Origin of the sequence: Epilithonimonas sp. (assembly GCF_032054305.1) — a bacterium.
Lineage (GTDB): Bacteria > Bacteroidota > Bacteroidia > Flavobacteriales > Weeksellaceae > Epilithonimonas.
Genome location: NZ_DAMBSX010000006.1, coordinates 352091 through 370437 on the forward strand (window position 1 = coordinate 352091; position 18347 = coordinate 370437).

17 protein-coding genes are annotated in these 18347 nt (G+C 35.8%); 7 read left to right on the forward strand and 10 right to left on the reverse strand.

Going from position 1 to position 18347, the window contains the following annotated elements; translation table 11 throughout:
• Positions 1-29: 29 nt before the first annotated feature.
• From RTX21_RS15095 to RTX21_RS15115, 5 genes are all read right to left on the reverse strand, one after another.
• Positions 30-1691, reverse strand: coding sequence for a serine hydrolase domain-containing protein (locus RTX21_RS15095; protein ID WP_312768870.1), 1662 nt, complete (start codon positions 1689-1691; stop codon positions 30-32).
• 98 nt (positions 1692-1789) lie between these two features.
• Complete coding sequence (locus RTX21_RS15100; protein WP_312768872.1) at positions 1790-2359, reverse strand: YIP1 family protein; 570 nt, start codon at positions 2357-2359, stop codon at positions 1790-1792.
• A 4-nt stretch (positions 2360-2363) separates the two neighbouring features.
• Complete coding sequence (locus RTX21_RS15105) at positions 2364-2630, reverse strand: DUF2089 family protein (protein WP_312768875.1); 267 nt, start codon at positions 2628-2630, stop codon at positions 2364-2366.
• A gap of 149 nt (positions 2631-2779) precedes the next feature.
• On the reverse strand, positions 2780-3481 hold the full coding sequence (locus RTX21_RS15110; protein WP_312768878.1) for a hypothetical protein: 702 nt from the start codon (positions 3479-3481) through the stop codon (positions 2780-2782).
• Between the two features lie 38 nt (positions 3482-3519).
• The gene (locus RTX21_RS15115) at positions 3520-5148 is read right to left on the reverse strand and encodes a carboxyl transferase domain-containing protein (protein ID WP_312768880.1); all 1629 of its coding nucleotides are present in this window, start codon (positions 5146-5148) and stop codon (positions 3520-3522) included.
• A 309-nt stretch (positions 5149-5457) separates the two neighbouring features.
• Here RTX21_RS15115 and RTX21_RS15120 point away from each other — a divergent pair, with 309 nt between their 5' ends.
• The 3 genes from RTX21_RS15120 to RTX21_RS15130 are packed head-to-tail and all read left to right on the forward strand — an operon-like array spanning position 5458 to position 8207.
• On the forward strand, positions 5458-6354 hold the full coding sequence (locus tag RTX21_RS15120) for a DMT family transporter (protein ID WP_312768883.1): 897 nt from the start codon (positions 5458-5460) through the stop codon (positions 6352-6354).
• Positions 6354-7436 carry a PorV/PorQ family protein gene (locus tag RTX21_RS15125; protein ID WP_312768885.1) on the forward strand — a complete coding sequence of 361 codons (1083 nt, stop codon included), beginning with the start codon at positions 6354-6356 and terminating at the stop codon, positions 7434-7436. Before RTX21_RS15120 ends, RTX21_RS15125 begins: the two co-directional genes overlap by 1 nt.
• A gap of 21 nt (positions 7437-7457) precedes the next feature.
• The gene (locus RTX21_RS15130; protein ID WP_312768887.1) at positions 7458-8207 is read left to right on the forward strand and encodes a hypothetical protein; all 750 of its coding nucleotides are present in this window, start codon (positions 7458-7460) and stop codon (positions 8205-8207) included.
• A 71-nt stretch (positions 8208-8278) separates the two neighbouring features.
• Here the strand turns inward: RTX21_RS15130 and RTX21_RS15135 are convergent, their stop codons facing one another.
• Positions 8279-8914 carry a peroxiredoxin gene (locus tag RTX21_RS15135; RefSeq protein ID WP_312768888.1) on the reverse strand — a complete coding sequence of 212 codons (636 nt, stop codon included), beginning with the start codon at positions 8912-8914 and terminating at the stop codon, positions 8279-8281.
• 137 nt (positions 8915-9051) lie between these two features.
• Positions 9052-9573, reverse strand: coding sequence for a hypothetical protein (locus RTX21_RS15140; protein WP_312768890.1), 522 nt, complete (start codon positions 9571-9573; stop codon positions 9052-9054).
• Between the two features lie 113 nt (positions 9574-9686).
• Between RTX21_RS15140 and RTX21_RS15145 the strand changes: the two genes are divergently transcribed.
• The 4 genes from RTX21_RS15145 (at position 9687) to RTX21_RS15160 (ending at position 14383) form a co-directional block, all read left to right on the forward strand.
• Positions 9687-11435 (forward strand): glycoside hydrolase family 3 N-terminal domain-containing protein, encoded by a 1749-nt coding sequence (locus tag RTX21_RS15145; RefSeq protein ID WP_312768891.1) that lies wholly within the window; start codon positions 9687-9689, stop codon positions 11433-11435.
• 56 nt (positions 11436-11491) lie between these two features.
• Complete coding sequence (bshA, locus tag RTX21_RS15150) at positions 11492-12646, forward strand: N-acetyl-alpha-D-glucosaminyl L-malate synthase BshA (protein WP_312768893.1); 1155 nt, start codon at positions 11492-11494, stop codon at positions 12644-12646.
• Positions 12647-12863: 217 nt separating this feature from the next.
• Positions 12864-14132, forward strand: a complete 1269-nt coding sequence (locus RTX21_RS15155) for a DUF2851 family protein (RefSeq protein ID WP_312768895.1) — start codon at positions 12864-12866, stop codon at positions 14130-14132.
• Between the two features lie 14 nt (positions 14133-14146).
• Positions 14147-14383 carry a PspC family transcriptional regulator gene (locus RTX21_RS15160; protein WP_312768897.1) on the forward strand — a complete coding sequence of 79 codons (237 nt, stop codon included), beginning with the start codon at positions 14147-14149 and terminating at the stop codon, positions 14381-14383.
• A 343-nt stretch (positions 14384-14726) separates the two neighbouring features.
• Here RTX21_RS15160 and RTX21_RS15165 read toward each other — a convergent pair whose 3' ends face one another.
• From RTX21_RS15165 to RTX21_RS15175, 3 genes are read right to left on the reverse strand one after another with little or no spacing between them, the layout of a single operon-like run.
• Positions 14727-15500: a succinate dehydrogenase/fumarate reductase iron-sulfur subunit gene (locus RTX21_RS15165; RefSeq protein WP_312768898.1), complete on the reverse strand. Its 774-nt coding sequence runs from the start codon at positions 15498-15500 to the stop codon at positions 14727-14729.
• A gap of 23 nt (positions 15501-15523) precedes the next feature.
• Positions 15524-17536 (reverse strand): fumarate reductase/succinate dehydrogenase flavoprotein subunit, encoded by a 2013-nt coding sequence (locus RTX21_RS15170; RefSeq protein ID WP_312768981.1) that lies wholly within the window; start codon positions 17534-17536, stop codon positions 15524-15526.
• 10 nt (positions 17537-17546) lie between these two features.
• The gene (locus tag RTX21_RS15175; protein WP_312768900.1) at positions 17547-18206 is read right to left on the reverse strand and encodes a succinate dehydrogenase cytochrome b subunit; all 660 of its coding nucleotides are present in this window, start codon (positions 18204-18206) and stop codon (positions 17547-17549) included.
• Positions 18207-18347: the final 141 nt, after the last annotated feature.

Consider the following 18347-nt stretch of genomic DNA (forward strand, 5'->3'; position numbering starts at 1 on the left):
ATCAGCCTCTGCGCATGTTTTTTTACGAATTATTTTTTTGAAAAATTATAAGTCTTTCCATTTTGTACCATTTTTAGTTGATTAGGAGAAAAATTAATCTGAATTTTTGCAGGCACAAATTTGAACTCATCTTTATCTACATGTTCCAATTCAAAGGAAGATTGTCCTTTTCCTTGTGCAAACAGCTTTCCTTCTTGTGAGAATATCTTTAAATCTATGGGGATATCCGGAGAAGAGTAATCGCCAATATATTTTTGAAATTTCTCAGGTGTATCTACAGATTTGGTTGCATCTTCTCCGAATTTTGGATAAGTATAATCTGCATCATATATTAAACTTAAGATGCCTATTCCCAAACCATTGTGTGGATATTCTTCTCCGTTGATAATCATCGAAACAGAATAATCTTCTTTCTTATTATAAGATGTGATTGCGTGACTTCCAGCCGTGTCTCCACCGTGTCCAAAAGAAACCTGATTATAAAACGGGACAGCCATTATTCCTGATCCAAAATCCAAAGGTTTCTTCGGCGTTGGCATCATCCTTTCAAGCGTTTCTTTCTTCACAAACTTCCCATTGAATAGAGCATTAATGAAAAGATTCAAATCATTGGGAGTCGAAACAATATCGCCTACACCAATACAATTATGAAAATCGAAGTCTTCAACTTCTACCCATTTCCCGTCCTCGTTTTCGTACGATTTGAAAACGTTGTTTGGATTGTCGAGAACTGAAAAAGTATTTTTCAGATTCGCTTTGCTTGTGATGTTTTCTTTCAGAAGTACGTTGTATGGTTTTTTCGCAACTTTCTCAAGGATTCTGCTCAAAAGATAATAGCCGGAATTGGAATATCTAGTTTTTTCTCCTGGCTGAAATTCTACACCCTGAGCTTTGATTGTGTCGAGAATTACTTTGTCCCCAACTGGTTTTTTGAACAACCATTGATAGTGTTGACCTGCATAATCACCCAATCCGCTGGTGTGATTCATCATTGTTTTGGTGGTGATCTTATCAGCATTTGGAATCTCCGGGTAATATTTGGAAAGCTTGTCGTCGATATTTAGTTTCCCTTTCTCAACTTGCTGCATCAGCATAATAGCTGTAAATAATTTGCTGACAGAACCAACCTGATATCTTGTGTTGGAATCCCATTTTACATTTGGCAATTGATCTTGACCAAAGTTTTTCTGATAAACTTCCTTCCCGTTTCTGAAAATCGAAATACTACCAATAGATTGTTTGTTATCAGTCATATAATTCAGGAAGTCATCAATTTTTTTAGTATTTATTTCTCTATTTCCTATGTCTGGGATTTTGGATTCTTTGCTTGATGTTTCTGCATTTTTTTCATCAATCCTGGAAAGATTCAAATTAAAATCTCTGGAACGCTGCGTGAAAACCCCTTCAAAATGGTCTGTGTTGAATTGTCCTTTGTAAGACGCGTCTAGATCTTTCATTTCGAAGATCAATTCGTTGTTTGCAAATTCTGTTTTGTCAACGGTAATGATTTTGTCGCCTTGTTTTGGACTTCTCGCAGTCGAAATATATCTGTTGTTTTCTTTCTTAATATCAAGAATTAGAGGAAGTGTCATAGTGCCTAAGTCGATTTCACCTTTCCAAGAACCCGTTAAATCTTGGGCGTAAAAAGTCTGTGCCAATAGAATCAGCACCAATAATAGTTTGGTTTTCATATATAAATAATTATGGTTTGTTAAAGATCATATGCAATCGCCAGCCATTTTAATTTAGCTGAATGAAATGTCAGAACGATGCTATATGTTTAATTTTTTTAAAATATAGTCTGGCTAACGATTGTTAAAATGAATGAGGCGATCACGAAGAGAACAACATGTTGCCACTTTTTGATGTTTGTAGCAGTTTTGAAACCATTGTAGTAAAGCACAAAGCTGTAAATCATAAATGGTAAGGTTGCCAATGCGAAAGCAGTAACCAGGATGAGGTTTATAGTTTCTATCTGGCTTGGGTCACCAACATTTTTTGTAATACTTTGAGTGGCATTCTTCAAAAATGACATTCCTGAGATTGGCATTATTATGATCAGTGGAATGGCAGATATCAGAACCGTATTGATGATATCGATGATTCGGGTTCTATTATTAAGGAATAAAGCAAGGATATATAGAACAATGATTGCCAAAACTGAACTCAAAGAATTGATTTTCATAACATCCCAAATTGTCTGGTTGTCTTCCAAATGAGAAAGATGGAAAATACTGTCATTCACATTTCCTGCATAATAACACCCAAAAATATTCAAGATGAAAAATAAGATTCCTACAATAAGCAGATGCTTGTCGTCGAGCCTCCCGAAAGGATTAAAAATAGTTTTCCAGGTCATTGTTTTAGTTTTGAAGTTTTTTTACTTTCTCGATCAGGTCGTCCATTTTATTTCTCATCGTGGGGTAAGAAAGTTCGGCTTGTTTTGCCATTTGCTTGATGCTTCCGCTGGAAAGAAAAAAATTGAGAACAAAATCCTGTTCTTCTCTACCAAGCTTCAAAAGAACGGGAAGTTCGTAATCTCCATTAACCTGAGTTGCGCAGGACGGGCATGTCATTTGACTTACATTCAAAGTGTGATCACAACTTGGACATATGATAGGCAGTTTCATTTATTTTAATTTTGTTTTACAAATGTAATAATTATTTTAATAAAATTAAATAATATTTTAATTTTATTAAAATTTGATTTGAAATTGAAAACAAAAAACTTCCAGAGCAATGGAAGTTATAAGGTTTAAATAAAAGGTGATCAATAACTTTATTTTGTTATTTTAGATTTGTCTTCAGGTTTTACATAGTCACTGTAACTCATTGGAGAATAGGTTTTTTGTTCTATCTTATCAATTTGAGTAGCTGTTTTGCCCCAATAATTTTGTTCATATTTTTTTGAGATGGTCATGGAACAAATTGGCGATTTGCTAGAAACTTTCAACTTTATCATTGTGATATAATTGATATCGGAATAAAAGAATTGCGGGATTTTCTCTGCAGATTCTTGGTTTTCGCCATTGGCATAAGTAACTGTCCATTTGTATAAATAATCTCCGGAATTAAAGTTGGGGAAAAATGAAATAATCGATTCGCTGACTTTTACTTCTTTGAAATCATCGATCTTGATTCCGCAATTATTCCCGGTAGGACTTTGTTTCAGGTCTGTCAGTTCAATGTTTTTTTCACATTGTAATAATCCCTGATCAGTTAATATAGATACGGAAATAGTACTTTTTCCAAAATCTTTACCTGTTACACTAACTTTATTAAGCTTATTGTTACCTTCTATTTTAAAGGCTTGTTCGTTGGAAGATTTCCATAAATAACATTCTTCACATTGTGCTTTGGCATCGACACTAAAGGTTGTGATTTCGTTAGGAGCAATAATTTTGTTTCCAGTAATGTTGCATTGTGCATAGAAATTACCGATTGTCAGGAGTCCGACAATCAGCGACAATAAATTTTTCATCTGATATGTGTTTTTTTTGTGTTTTTCGAATACAAAAACTATACCTGAATCACTCCAAGGTTGAACTTTTCTGTAATCGGAGCATGATTGGCGGCCTCTATTCCCATACTGATCCATTTTCTGGTATCTACAGGATTGATAATAGCATCTGTCCAAAGTCTTGCTGCGGCATAAGTCGGCTGAGTTTGCTTGTTATAATCTGCCAATATTTTATCAAGAATATCCTTTCTTTCTTCCTCGGTGATTTCTTTTCCTTCTTTTTTAAGTGCAGATTCCTGGATTTGAAGAAGAACTTTTCCAGCCTGCGAACCACCCATTACAGCTAGCTCAGCCCAAGGCCAGGCAACGATCAATCTTGGGTCATAGGCTTTTCCACACATCGCATAATTCCCTGCGCCGTAAGAATTTCCTGTAATCACAGTGAATTTCGGAACTACGGAATTGGAAACAGCGTTTACCATTTTTGCTCCATCTTTTATGATTCCGCCATGTTCGGATTTGGAGCCGACCATAAAACCTGTAACATCTTGAAGGAAAACCAAAGGGATTTTTCTTTGATTACAATTAGCGATAAAACGTGTCGCTTTGTCGGCTGAATCGGAATAAATCACACCACCGAACTGCATTTCGCCTTTGCCACTTTTTACCAACTTTCTTTGATTAGCAACAATTCCTACACTCCATCCGTCAACTCTGGCTGTAGCACAAATTATACTTTTCCCATAATCTGGCTTGTATTCTTCGTATTCAGAATTATCTACAAGACATTTGATGATCTCGAAAGTGTCATATTGTTCTGACCTTGCTATTGGCATTATTCCGAAAATATTATCGGGATTTTCCTTAGGAGGAGCACTTTCAATTCTGTCAAAACCAGCCTTATCAAAATCTCCGATAGATTTCATAATGTTTTTGATTCTGTCCAAAGCATCTTTGTCATCTTTGGCTTTATAATCTGTAACACCGGATATTTCGCAATGTGTTGTTGCACCTCCAAGTGTTTCATTATCAATGTTTTCTCCAATCGCTGCTTTTACAAGATAACTTCCAGCCAGAAAAATACTTCCTGTTTTGTCAACTATCATAGCTTCATCGCTCATGATTGGTAGATAGGCGCCACCTGCAACACAACTTCCCATGATAGCTGAGATTTGGACGATTCCTGCGGAGCTCATTTTGGCATTATTTCTGAAAATTCTTCCGAACATTTCTTTGTCGGGGAAAATCTCGTCTTGCATAGGTAAAAAAACACCAGCGGAATCAACTAAGTAAATAATTGGCAAACGGTTTGCCATGGCTATTTCCTGAGCTCGTAGATTTTTCTTTCCTGTAATAGGAAACCAAGCTCCGGCTTTTACTGTGGCATCATTGGCAACCACGATGCATTGCCTTCCCGAAACATAACCTATTTTTACGACCACACCGCCTGCCGGGCAACCGCCTTCTTTTTCATACATTTCATATCCTGCAAATGCTCCGATTTCTATGGTGTCAGAATTCTTGTCGAAAAGATATTCTAATCTTTCTCGGACAGTCATTTTTCCTTGGTCACGTTGTTTCTGAAGCGCTTTTTCTCCGCCGCCAGATTTAATTTTGGTTAAGGTTTTTTTGATGTCAGAAAGTTTCAGTTTATTGATATCTTCTCTTTTGTTGAATTCTAAATCCATAGGGTTTTTTCTTTGGCCTTAAAGATAAAATTTTTTGAATAATGACAAAGCAAGTTCAACAGAAGATAAATTTAACATAATATATTTTGTTTTTCTACGTTACTAAACAAAATGAAATGAATTTTTAGTTAGTTTATGTTTATTTTAATAAGCAATTATTAAAAGATCCGTATAAAGATTTTGTACGGATTTTTTAGTGCCGAAATTTTAAAATATTTGATTATTAAAATGGACTTTAATCCTTCGTAATTTCTTATAAATCTGTAATTTTATCATAGATTTGCAAACTGAAAGGTCAATGTTATATTAATGAAGAATTCTTATTTGCTGAGGTTACATCTTATCGTTTTTTTGTGGGGCTTTACGGCTATTTTAGGCAAGTTAATTTCCACAGATGCCAACGTTCTTGTTTTTTACAGAATGTCATTCGCAGCATTTTTCCTTTATCTCTATATTAGGATCATTAAAAAAGAAAGCATAAAAGTTACAAAAAGCTTGTTGCTAAAATTGGTAGGAATAGGAAGTGTAATGGCTTTTCATTGGCTATTCTTTTTTCAATCCATCAAGGTCTCGAATGTTTCCATTGCTTTGTCCTGCCTTTCTTTATCTACTTTGTTTGCGGCATTGATAGAACCATTGGTTTTTAAAAGAAAGCCAGATTGGATAGAGATCATCATTGGTGTAATCATCGTAATTTGTATTTCTTTGATCTTCAATGCGGAACTGAAATATAAAGAAGGAATTATCTACGGAATTCTGTGCGCACTTTTCGGAACAATATTCTCGGTTTTCAACGGGAAAATGTTTGGGAAGACCAGTTCCGGAAATATTATTTTCTATGAGATCGCTGGCGGATGGTTGGTCATTAGCTTGTTTTTTCTTTTTACGGGACAAATTTCTTCTGTCAGCGAAATAAGTTTCACTGATATTGCGTTAATAGTATTGTTGGCTTCTGTTTTTACAGCTTATCCAATGTTTGAGAGTGTGAAACTTATGAAATTCATTTCACCTTTTACATTGATTCTGACAGTAAATCTAGAACCAGTATATGGGATTATCTTGGCTTTTTTTATCTTTGGGGCATCAGAACATATGAGTCCTGTATTTTATGCCGCATCTTTGGTAATGATCATTTCAATTATCATCAATGGTGTCATAAAATCTCGAAGAAAAAAAGAAGACCGCATTACAGACACAACGCTTTAATGAAAAGAATTTTATTTTTTTTGCTTGTAATCATTTCGCAGATTTTCGATGCCCAGATCATTAGGAAGTATTCTAATGAGTTTTTGAATATTGGTGCTGGTGCAAGAGGTTTGGCAATGGGTGGTGCTGTTGTCTCTAATCAGGATGATGTCTATTCTCCGATGTGGAATCCTGCGGGATTATTGAAAATCGATAGAGACTGGCAAGCGGCTGCAATGCACGCAGAATACTTTGAATCCATCGCCAAGTACGATTATATCGCTTACGCTAAACCTTTGGATAATGAGAATGGCGTTTTTGCAATTTCATTGGTAAGATTGGGTGTTGACAATATTCTTAATACAACTCAATTGATAGATTCTGAAGGAAATATCGACTATGATAAGATCAGTTCTTTTTCCACTTCGGATTATGCTGCTTTGTTCTCTTATGCATTCCATCCCAATGGTAATCACAGATTAGATGTTGGAGCTACTGCAAAAGTTGTTTACAGAAATGTGGGGAAATTTGCAAGTGGATATGGTTTTGGATTTGATTTGGGTGCGATCTATCATTCGGATACAGATTGGAATTATGGAGTGATGTTAAGAGATGCCACAACCACGGTCAATTTCTGGACTATCAATCAAAAAGAATTGTCGGCTGTTGTGAATGGTGAAGAATTCAATCCCGCCCCGACAGACAAAATGGAGATTACAATGCCAAAACTTAATCTAGGTGTAAGTAAAACTTTTGAGTTCAACAGAGATTTGAAGTTATTACCGGAAGCGGGGATCAATGTCGATTTTGCGAAGACGGCAGCTCTTATTTCTACAGATTTTGCAAGTATCACGCCTTATGCTGGTGGAGAATTGATCTTTCAGGATATGATTTTTGTACGATTGGGTTTCAATAGATTCCAAACGCTTTCAGATATAGAAGATCTGAAGAGAAAGGTTTCTTTCCAGCCAAGTGCTGGTATTGGCATCAAATATAAAGGTTTAACTTTGGATTATGCCATTACAAATTCTGGAATCGGCGGTTCCAATTTCTACTCCAACTTTTTTTCGCTGAAGTTGGATATACACGGTTTTAGAAATTAAAAAAATGATTAACTTTCACCAATGAAAAAGCTATCAATTTTTTTATCTGTTTTTTTACTTGTTCTAATCAAAGCTCAGAATCTTTCTGATTATAAGTATGTTTTAATTCCAGCAGAATTCAATGACTTTAAAGAGAACAGATCATATGGTCTTGGCAAATTTTTAGAAAGATCGTTGAAATCAAAAAAATATATCGTGCTTTCCGAAACAAAAAGCCAATGGCCACAAGATGCGTTGCTGAATCCTTGTAAAATTGTGAATGCAGATATTTTGGATGATAAAAGCATGTTTAGAAACAAGATCATTCTTCAGTTCAAAGATTGCAACAGCAAAGTGATCTATTCCGAAAAATCGAGTAGCACGATCAAAGAATTTGAACCAGGATATCAAGACGCTCTGAAGCAAGGATTGGTAAAAGTCACTGTTTCTAATCCTAGTCCGGAAATAGAAAAGCTTGCTGAATCCAAGACCACGGATGAAGTCAAAAGGAATGATGATGTTAAAACAACTCAGACTCCAATTGCACAAAGATACAAGAATGGAAACCTGAGCCTGCAGAAAATTCAAATTGATGACAGCCAATTCATCTTGGTAGATGGAAATAGTTCTGTTCCTTTTGCAACTTTCAAAGCAACAAATAAATCTGACGTTTTCCGAGTCAAATTGGCTTCTGGAGAATCAACAATTGGGTACTTCGAAAATGGAAATATCGTCATCGAAATTCCTAAAAGTAATGGTGATTATGCCAAAGAGGTTTTCTCTGCAAACTAATTTGTTTATAGATATAGAATAAAAGCTCCAATTTTGGAGCTTTTTTAATTAGGAATTAGAAAAATTTGACCTTATTTATTAGGTTGCGGCGTATATCTCAAATATGGTTTTATAACTTTCACACCTTTTGGAAATTTTTTCTCTGCATCTTCTTGTGAAACCGCTGGCGGAATGATCACATCTTCTCCATCTTTCCAATCAACAGGCGTTGCAACACCATAACCATCTACCAACTGTAAAGAATCCAAAACTCTGAGAATCTCGGTGAAATTTCTTCCCGTGGAAGCAGGATAAGTGATGATCAATCTTACTTTCTTATTTGGGTCGATGATCAGCAAAGACCGTACTGTCAAAGTTGCACTCGCATTTGGATGGATGAAATCATACAATTCCGATACTTTTTTGTCCTGATCTGCAATAATCGGGAATTCAACTTCCGTATTCTGGGTTTCATTGATGTCAGATATCCAACCTTTGTGATTGTCAATTCCGTCGACACTCAAAGCAAGGACTTTTGTATTTCTTTTATCGAATTCTGGCTTCAGTTCAGAAGTTTTTCCAAGCTCAGTTGTACAAACCGGAGTGTAATCTGCGGGATGAGAAAATAAAATTCCCCAAGAATCTCCTAGATATTCGTAAAAATTAAGTTTTCCAAGACTACTCTCTGCTTCAAAATCAGGAGCGGTATCGCCAAGTTTAATAGACATATTTTAATATTTTTATGATTAATGGATAACAAATTTAGTAATAAAATCTAATTCATACTAATTTAGTATTATTTATTTTTTGACAATAAAAAAAACCACAATGGATGTGGTCTTGAATTTATTTGTGAAATTTTGTATTATAATGTTCCAATTTTGCTTTCATCAATATTATATTTTTTGATAACCTCTTCATAAGACATTTTAGAAAGGTCACTAGTGTTAGTGTTTTTATTGCCAAAAACTGCAGGTACAAGGACTACTCTAAATCTCTGATTATTCAAATATTCTGGAGTTGTAGTAATATCATAAGTTCCTCCAGTACTAGCATAGATTAAAAAGTCATTTTTTGTGAAGTCAAAGTCATAATCTAACTCACCTTGTGGCAGATATAATGTTCTTGGGATTTGTTGCCAAACAATTGCTCCATTTTCCGACCCAGCCTGTCTGAACATAATGACATAATCCTGATCTAATAAAGGACGGGAGAATTTCTGATAGTAATTCCAGCCATCAGTTGCATTAAAAGCAAAATTGACAGTAAGATCATAAACTGCAGGATAATCTACATCTACTTGTACATAATCATCATCGTCATCCTTACAACTGAAGATGAAAACGCTAGCAACTAGCAATAATAAAAGGGGCAAAAACTTTTTCATAGGTTTAAATATTTACGTTAAGATTTAATTACAAATTACAGACCATAAAAATAGCTATTTTCCGCGGAATTAATATCTTTATGGAAACTTTCTGAATTTTAGATTTTGAAAATATGAAAAGGTTAAGTCTTCTTATAATAACTTTTATTTCGCCATTTTATTTCGCTCAGTATCAGCCTAAAAATCTATCTTCTACAGATATTAAAAAAGCAAATAGTTGGGTTGATATAACTTATAACTCACTTTCGCAGGATGAAAAATTGGGACAGCTTTTTATCGTAGCGCTTTATACTAACAAAGGTGAGGATTTTATTAATCAAATCAGGAACATCGTGGTCAATGATAAAATCGGAGGATTAATTCTGATGCAGGATGATGCGGCGAGAGAAATCAATCTGCTTAATGAATTTCAGTCCAGATCAAAAGTGCCTTTGATGATCGGGATGGATGCAGAATGGGGATTGTTCCAGCGGATAGCAAAAGCGCACAAATTTCCCTGGGCTATTACACTAGGAGCAATCCAGGACAAAAATCTGATCTATGAGATGTCTGCTAAGATTGCCGAGGATTGCAAGAGAATGGGAATCAATTGGGATTTTGCACCCGTTGTAGATGTGAACACCAATCCAAATAATCCAATCATCGGGAATAGAAGTTTTGGTTCCGATGTCAATAATGTCGTGAGTTCTGCTTTGGCTTATTCCAACGGTTTGCAGGATAACAAAATTCTTGCGGCGATTAAACATTTCCCTGGCCACGGCGATACAGACACAGATTCACATTTGGATTTGCCTGTCGTTTCTCACAATTTGGAAAGATTGGAGAAAACAGAAATAGCACCTTTCAAAGCTTTGATGGGCAAAGGAATTGGTGGTGTAATGGTTGCACATCTTTATGTCCCGACTTTGGAAAACGAAAAAGGAATTCCGGCTTCGGTTTCTAAAAAAATTGTGACGGGGCTTTTAAAAGAAAAGCTTGGGTACAAAGGTTTGATTATCACTGATGCATTGAATATGGGTGCTGTTGCCAATAAATTCAAAGCGGGAGAATTAGACGCATTGGCTTTCAAAGCAGGAAATGATATTATGTTGTTCTCGCAGGATGTTGCAACCGGAAAAAAGTTGATTCAGAAAGCAATTGACAATGGCGAAATTCCACAATCCAGATTAGAAGAAAGTGTGAAGAAAATTCTTTTGACCAAATATTATCTTGGTTTGAATCAATACAATAACATCAATCCGGAAAATGTTAACGAAGATTTGAATAATGCATCACATTCGGCTTTGGTTCAGAAAATGTATGCAAATGCTTTGACATTGATCAAAGATGATAAAAAGCTGTTACCATTGGATTGTAAACAGACTTACTATTACGTTCCGTTAGAGGAAGCGCCTTATGAAACTTTCCTTGATCAGATCAATACAGGAACAACTATCATTGTGAAAAAAGCTAATGAAATTGGCACAATTCCAGCCAACTCAAAAGTAATTGTTGGTTTCCATAAAGATAATTCTACAGCTTATAAACCGTATAAAATTTCTGACGCAAGCAAGAAAATTTTGTCAGATTTAACCGAGAACCAAAATGTGATTTTGGATGTTTTAGGAAGTCCTTACGCTTTGAAAGATATTGATATTTCTAGGGTTTCCACAGTTTTGGTTTCTTATGAAAATAATGACGACTCAATGACAGCAACAGCCAACGGAATTCTTGGGCAAACAAAAATCTCAGGAAGGCTTCCGGTTTTAGTGAATGACAATTTGAAATTCGGAATGGGAATAGATGTTGAGGCTAAAATTCAAAATCAAACTGATAGAAAAAATAGTTCGGAAACAAAAAATTCTAAGACGGTAATTGAGTAAATTTGGAAGAATAAAAGTCATTATACTTTTTACATAATACATTGTACAAGAAAAAAATGAAAATAGGAATACTTTGCTATCCAACCTACGGCGGAAGCGGAATTGTAGCAACAGAATTAGGAATGTCTCTGGCGAACAAAGGTTATGAGGTTCATTTCATAAGTTCTGCATTACCAGCGCGTTTGGATGTTACAAACCCGAATATTTTTTTCCATAAAGTCAACGTTCAGACCTATCCGTTGTTCCAATATCAGCCTTATGATATCGCATTGTCATCGATGATCTATCGCGTTGTAAATCTTTACAAATTGGATATTCTGCACGCCCATTATGCGATTCCTTATGCTTATGCTGCGTTCACAGCGAAACAAATGTTGAAGGCTGAGCACAAAGATGTGCCTCTGGTGACAACACTTCACGGGACGGATATTACTTTGGTTGGGCAACATCCAAGTTACAAGCATGCTGTAGAATTCTCTATCAATCAAAGTGATACAATTACTTCGGTTTCCGAAAGTCTGAAAAAAGATACATTGCAGTTTTTCAATATTCAGAAAGAAATTCAGGTAATTACCAATTTTATTGACAATTCTGTTTTTGATGAAGATTGTAAAACTTGCCAAAGAGAACAATTTGCGAGTGATGATGAGAAAATCCTGATTCACGTTTCCAATCTTCGTCCGGTTAAAAGAATTCAGGATGTTTTGGAGATTTTCAAAAATGTTAATAAGAAAGTCAAATCAAAACTAATCATCATTGGCGAAGGTCCGGAAATGGAGAAAATCTCTGAATTTATGGAGAATAATCCGGAACTGATTGGCGAAATCAAATTACTCGGAAAAGTCAACGATTTGTATAGAATTCTTCAGTTGTCTGATGTTTTCCTTTTGCCTTCTGAGCAGGAAAGTTTCGGTTTGGCAGCATTGGAAGCGATGGCGGCAAGAACGCCGGTTATTAGTAGTAATGCAGGCGGAATTCCGGAAGTTAATATTCAGGGTGAAACTGGTTTTTTGGCAGAAACTGGAAACGTAGAGGCAATGTCTAATTACTGCATCAAATTGTTGAGTGATAAAAATCTTCTCGAAGAAATGAAAAAGAATGCAAAAGCGCAGGCAATCCATTTTGACTTGAAAAATATCCTTCCGATTTACATTGATATGTACGAAACAACCATTGCAAAATTCGAAGAAAAGAAATACAAAGAAGTTTGATAGGATATTTGTCTTTCATATATTAAAAAGTCTTCGATTCCGCTCAGACTCACACTTTAAAATTAAACATTTAGTATTAGGGTTGTCACATTGAGCGAAGTCGAAGTGTTTGAATTACTTTAAATTTTCGAATTTACATTTAAAATATTTCTGTAACTTAACCCTTTCGAAGTTTTACTTTGAAAGGGTTTTTGCTTAACGAAAATCAAACACACAAATGAATGAAGAAATATTACAATACCTCTGGAATTATAAAAAATTTCGGAGCTTCGATTTTGTCTCTACCAATGGACGAACAATCGGAATCTTAGAATTCGGAGAGTGGAATAAGAATTCTGGTCCGGATTTTCTCTTTGCCAAAATTAAGATTGATGACCTCATTTTTGCAGGTAATATCGAGATCCATACCAAAGCTTCCGATTGGTTTTTCCACAATCATTCTGGTAATCCTGAGTTTGGAAACCTGATTCTTCACGCAGTTTATATCAATGATTGTGATATTCCGGAATTGGAACAGCAGAATATTCCGACTTTGGAGCTCAAAAATTATATTGATGAAGAATTGATTCAGAAACATCTGAATCTGAAAGCAGAACATTCTTTCATTGCTTGTGAAGAATTGTTTGATGAGAATAAAATTCCGTTATTTTTTGAAGAAACTGTTTTACTCAAAAAGTTAGAAGCCAAATCACAAATCTTCCAAGAAGCGCTGAACAACAATCAAAATAATTACGAAGCGGTTTTATTCCAAAATCTGGTTTATACTTTCGGATTGAAAGTGAATGCGGAAATCTTTCTTCAAATGGCTGAAAGTCTTGACTTTGCTGTCATCCAAAAAATCAAGCAGAATGATATTCATTTAGAAGCTTTGTTCTTTGGGATCTGTGGTTTTCTGGATAATTCAGCAGATGAGATAATGCAAATATGGAAACGTGAATTTGACTTCTTAAAAGTGAAATTTAATTTATCAGATATCAGAATTCATCCCAAATTTTCCAAACTTCGTCCACCGAATTTTCCAACAATCCGATTATCACAACTAGTCAACCTTTATCATACTCAGCCAAATCTTTTCTCAAAACTGATTGAAGCAAAAACGATTGAAGATTTGTATAAGATTTTCGAAAATGTCAAAGCGTCCGAATACTGGGATAATCGCTTCAATTTTGGCAAGATTTCAAGTGTTGAAGGAAAAAAATATCTCAGTCAGGATTTTATCGATTTGATTATTATCAATACAATTTTGCCTTTGAAATATTTTTATCATAAAAACCATAATCCGGAAATAGTAGATGATATTTTTGATTTTTACAAACAAATGAAACCTGAGAAAAATTCGGTTTTGGATGAATGGAAACAATTGGGAATGAAATTCGAAAATTCATTACAAACACAAGCTTTTCTTTATCAATACAAACTATTCTGCAATCATAAAAAATGCTTAAATTGCAGTGTCGGTTTTCAGTTGCTGAAGACGGATGATTAACTCAATTAAAGAAAATGAAAGAACCTCAAGTTATCAACGGGTTACGTCACAAAATGGAAAGAGAATGGTTTGGTGTCTTGACGAGATACGGAACAAAACTCGGAATTCCGGTTTCCAAACTACGCGTTTTCTTCATCTATTCTACGTTTGCAACCGCAGGAATTTTCTTTCTTTTTTATCTAGGAATGGGTTTTATGCTTTGGGTAAAAGATTGCATTGTGACCAAACGACCAAGTGTTTTTGATTTGTAGTTTATTTCTCGCAGATTTGCCAAATTTACAGATTTTCAATATAAACATTATATTGTCATTCCGTAGGAATCTCAACGGTCTAGATTCCTACGGAATGACAATATTGGGATTTATTGACAAAATTTTATTTGATGACAAATCCGCAGCCCGACTTGAGTGGAGATCCTTTTTTGCTTTTACTTATAGTTCTATTTAATGTCGAAACGTCTTGCAAAAAAGATTGGGAGCGGAAGGCGGAAATAGCTGCCCAAATTATCTAACAATAAAAATCCGATTGAGCACTCAACCGGATTTATATTTTAAACAAGTCTAATTTTTAGCTTCTAAAATCTAATTTCCACAATTAAGAATTCGCTGTAGAAAGATTTGCAGCAGCATATTCTCTATTCATTCTTGCGATGTTTTCAAGAGAAATTCCTTTTGGACATTCAACTTCACAAGCTCCAGTATTGGAACAGTTTCCGAATCCTTCTTCGTCCATTGCTTTCACCATATTCAGAACTCTTCTCGTTGCTTCTACACGACCTTGAGGTAACAATGCGAACTGAGATACTTTTGCACCTACAAACAACATTGCAGAACCGTTTTTACAACTCGCTACACAAGCACCACAACCTATACAAGCTGCTGCATCCATCGCTTTGTCAGCATCTTCTTTAGGAACCGGAATTGCGTTCGCATCCAAAGTGTTTCCAGAAGTATTCACAGAAACGAATCCACCTGCAGCCATAACTCTGTCAAAAGCACTTCTGTCCACTACCAAATCCTTGATTACCGGAAAAGCAGCGCTTCTCCAAGGTTCGATGTGGATGGTTTCGCCATCTTTGAAATGACGCATATGCAACTGACAAGTCGTGATTCCTGTATCCGGACCGTGCGCTCTACCGTTGATGTAAAGTGAACACATTCCGCAGATTCCCTCTCGGCAATCGTGGTCAAACGCTACAGGGTCTTTCCCTTCGTTGATTAACTGCTCGTTCAGGATATCCAGCATTTCTAAGAATGAAGAATCCGTAGAAACATCAGAAATTTTATAGGTATCGAATTGTCCCTTCGACTTATTATTTTTTTGTCTCCAAATTTTCAGCGTAAGATTTAAGCCTTTTTTTGCACTCATATTTATATATTTTTGAATGGAGATTATTTGTAACTTCTTGCTTTAACTTCGATATTCTCGTACACCAAGTCTTCTTTGTGAACCACAGATTGATTGATGTCCATACCTTTATATTCCCACGCAGCAACGTATTTGTAATTCACATCATCACGTTCTGCCTCTCCATCAGGAGTAGAGTGGTCTTCACGGAAGTGTCCTCCACAAGATTCGTTTCTGTTAAGTGCATCGATTGCCATTAATTGTCCTAATTCAAGGAAATCAGCAACTCTGAACGCTTTTTCCAATTCTGGATTCAGGTTATCAGCTTCACCAGGAACTTTTACATTTTTCCAGAAATCATTTCTAACTTCTTCGATTTCTTTGATAGCTTCTTTCAAACCTTCAGGCGTTCTTCCCATTCCAACCTTGTTCCACATAATGTGTCCCAATTGTTTGTGGAAATGGTCAACCGTGTGCGTTCCTTTATTGTTTAAGAAGAAATTGATCTTATCTTTAATTTCTTTTTCCGCATTAATGAATTCGGGAGTTTCAGTAGAAATTTTTCCGGTTCTGATATCTGCAGAAAGATAGTCAGCAATGGTGTAAGGTAAAACGAAATACCCGTCTGCCAAACCTTGCATTAAAGCAGAAGCTCCCAATCTGTTGGCGCCGTGGTCAGAGAAGTTGGCCTCCCCAATTACGAAACATCCAGGGATTGTAGATTGTAAGTTGTAATCAACCCAAACACCACCCATTGTGTAGTGAACCGCAGGGTAAATCTTCATTGGTGTTTTGTAAGGGTCATCAGCAGTAATCTTTTCGTACATTACGAATAAGTTACCATATTTTTCCTCAATCCATTTTTTACCAAGGTCGTAAATCTGCTGTTCCGTTGGATTATGAATATGTTTTTCGATAGCTGCTTCTTTACCTTTTTTCATAATTTCTGTTGAGAAATCGAGGTAAACGCCTTCTTTAGTATCATTATTTTCAATTCCGAAACCTGCATCACATCTTTCTTTTCCAGCTCTGGAAGCAACGTCTCTAGGAACCAAGTTTCCAAATGCAGGATATCTTCTCTCCAAATAGTAATCTCTGTCTTCTTCTTTGATATTTTCTGGTCTCAATTTTCCTTCACGGATCGCTACAGAATCTTCGATTTTTTTAGGAACCCAGATTCTTCCGGAGTTTCTAAGAGATTCTGACATCAAAGTCAATTTAGATTGTTGAGTTCCGTGAACAGGAATACAGGTCGGGTGAATCTGAACATAACAAGGATTTGCGAAATATGCTCCTTTTTTGTGGATTTTCCAAGCTGCAGAAACGTTTGATCCCATTGCGTTAGTAGAAAGGAAATAAACGTTTCCGTAACCTCCAGATGCAATTACAACTGCGTGAGCAGAATGTTTTTCGATTTCTCCAGTTACAAGGTTTCTTGCGATAATTCCTCTTGCTTTTCCATCAACAATTACTAAGTCCAGCATCTCGTGACGGTTGAACATCTGGATTCTACCTTTACCGATTTGACGGCTCATTGCAGAATATGCTCCTAATAATAACTGCTGACCAGTTTGTCCTTTTGCATAGAAAGTTCTTTTTACCTGAACCCCACCAAATGAACGGTTATCCAATTGTCCTCCGTATTCTCTACCAAAAGGAACACCCTGCGCGACACATTGGTCAATAATATTGGCAGAAACTTCTGCTAATCTGTAAACGTTAGCTTCTCTAGCACGGTAATCTCCACCTTTGATGGTGTCGTAGAACAATCTGTAAGTTGAATCTCCATCTCCTTGATAATTCTTAGCAGCATTAATACCACCTTGAGCCGCAATGGAGTGTGCTCTTCTTGGAGAATCCTGATAGCAGAAAGCTTTTACGTTATATCCTTGTTCAGCAAGAGTCGCAGCAGCAGAACCGCCTGCTAATCCTGTCCCAACAATGATAATATCTATTTTGTCTCGGTTGTTTGGAGCAACCAAGTTCATATGGTCTTTATGATTTTTCCATTTGTCCTTAAGCGGACCGTGAGGAATTTTTGAATCTAAACTCATAATTTACTTTTTATTATTGAGTAACGAAGTGATAAATTGCGATGATGATGAAACCTACCGGAATGATAACAGAATACCAGTTTCCGAAAGCTTTGATAAAAGGAGTGTACTTTGGATGTCTTGCTCCAATAGATTGGAAAGAAGATTGGAATCCGTGTGCTAAGTGCAGACCTAGTAAAACAAATGCAATAACGTAAAGAGCAACTCTCCAGATATCGTGGAATTTATGGTGCAATTCCTCCCAATATCTCAACTCATCAGGATTGTTTCCTTGGATATACTTATAACTGATTTCCGGATACCAAAAATCGTAAAAGTGCAAAGCCAAAAATGCTAAAATCACAGCGCCGGAAATTAACATATTTCTGGACATCCAGGTAGAATTTGCAGAACCTTGGTTCATTGCATATTTCACTGGTCTTGCATTGTTATTTCTGATTTCCAGAACGAATCCCATCACAAAGTGGAAAACAACTGCAAAAATCAAGATAGGCTGCATCAGATACTGAACCGCAGGATTGTATCCCATAAAATGAGAAGCAGCGTTGAAACTGTCTTCACTAAAGATGGAAATCATATTGGTGGATAAGTGCATCACCAAAAAAATCAGCAAGAACATTGCTGAAAGTGCCATAGCATATTTTCTGCCTATAGAAGACGTAGTCCCTGCCATAATTCTATTGTTGTTTTGAATTTTCACAAATTTAGAAAATAGTTGAATCACATAACATTGAGAAATGTCAGAAAAATACAGTTTGTAATCTTTCTAAATAACTTTACTGGAATGTTAACGATATTCTAAATTTGATAATTA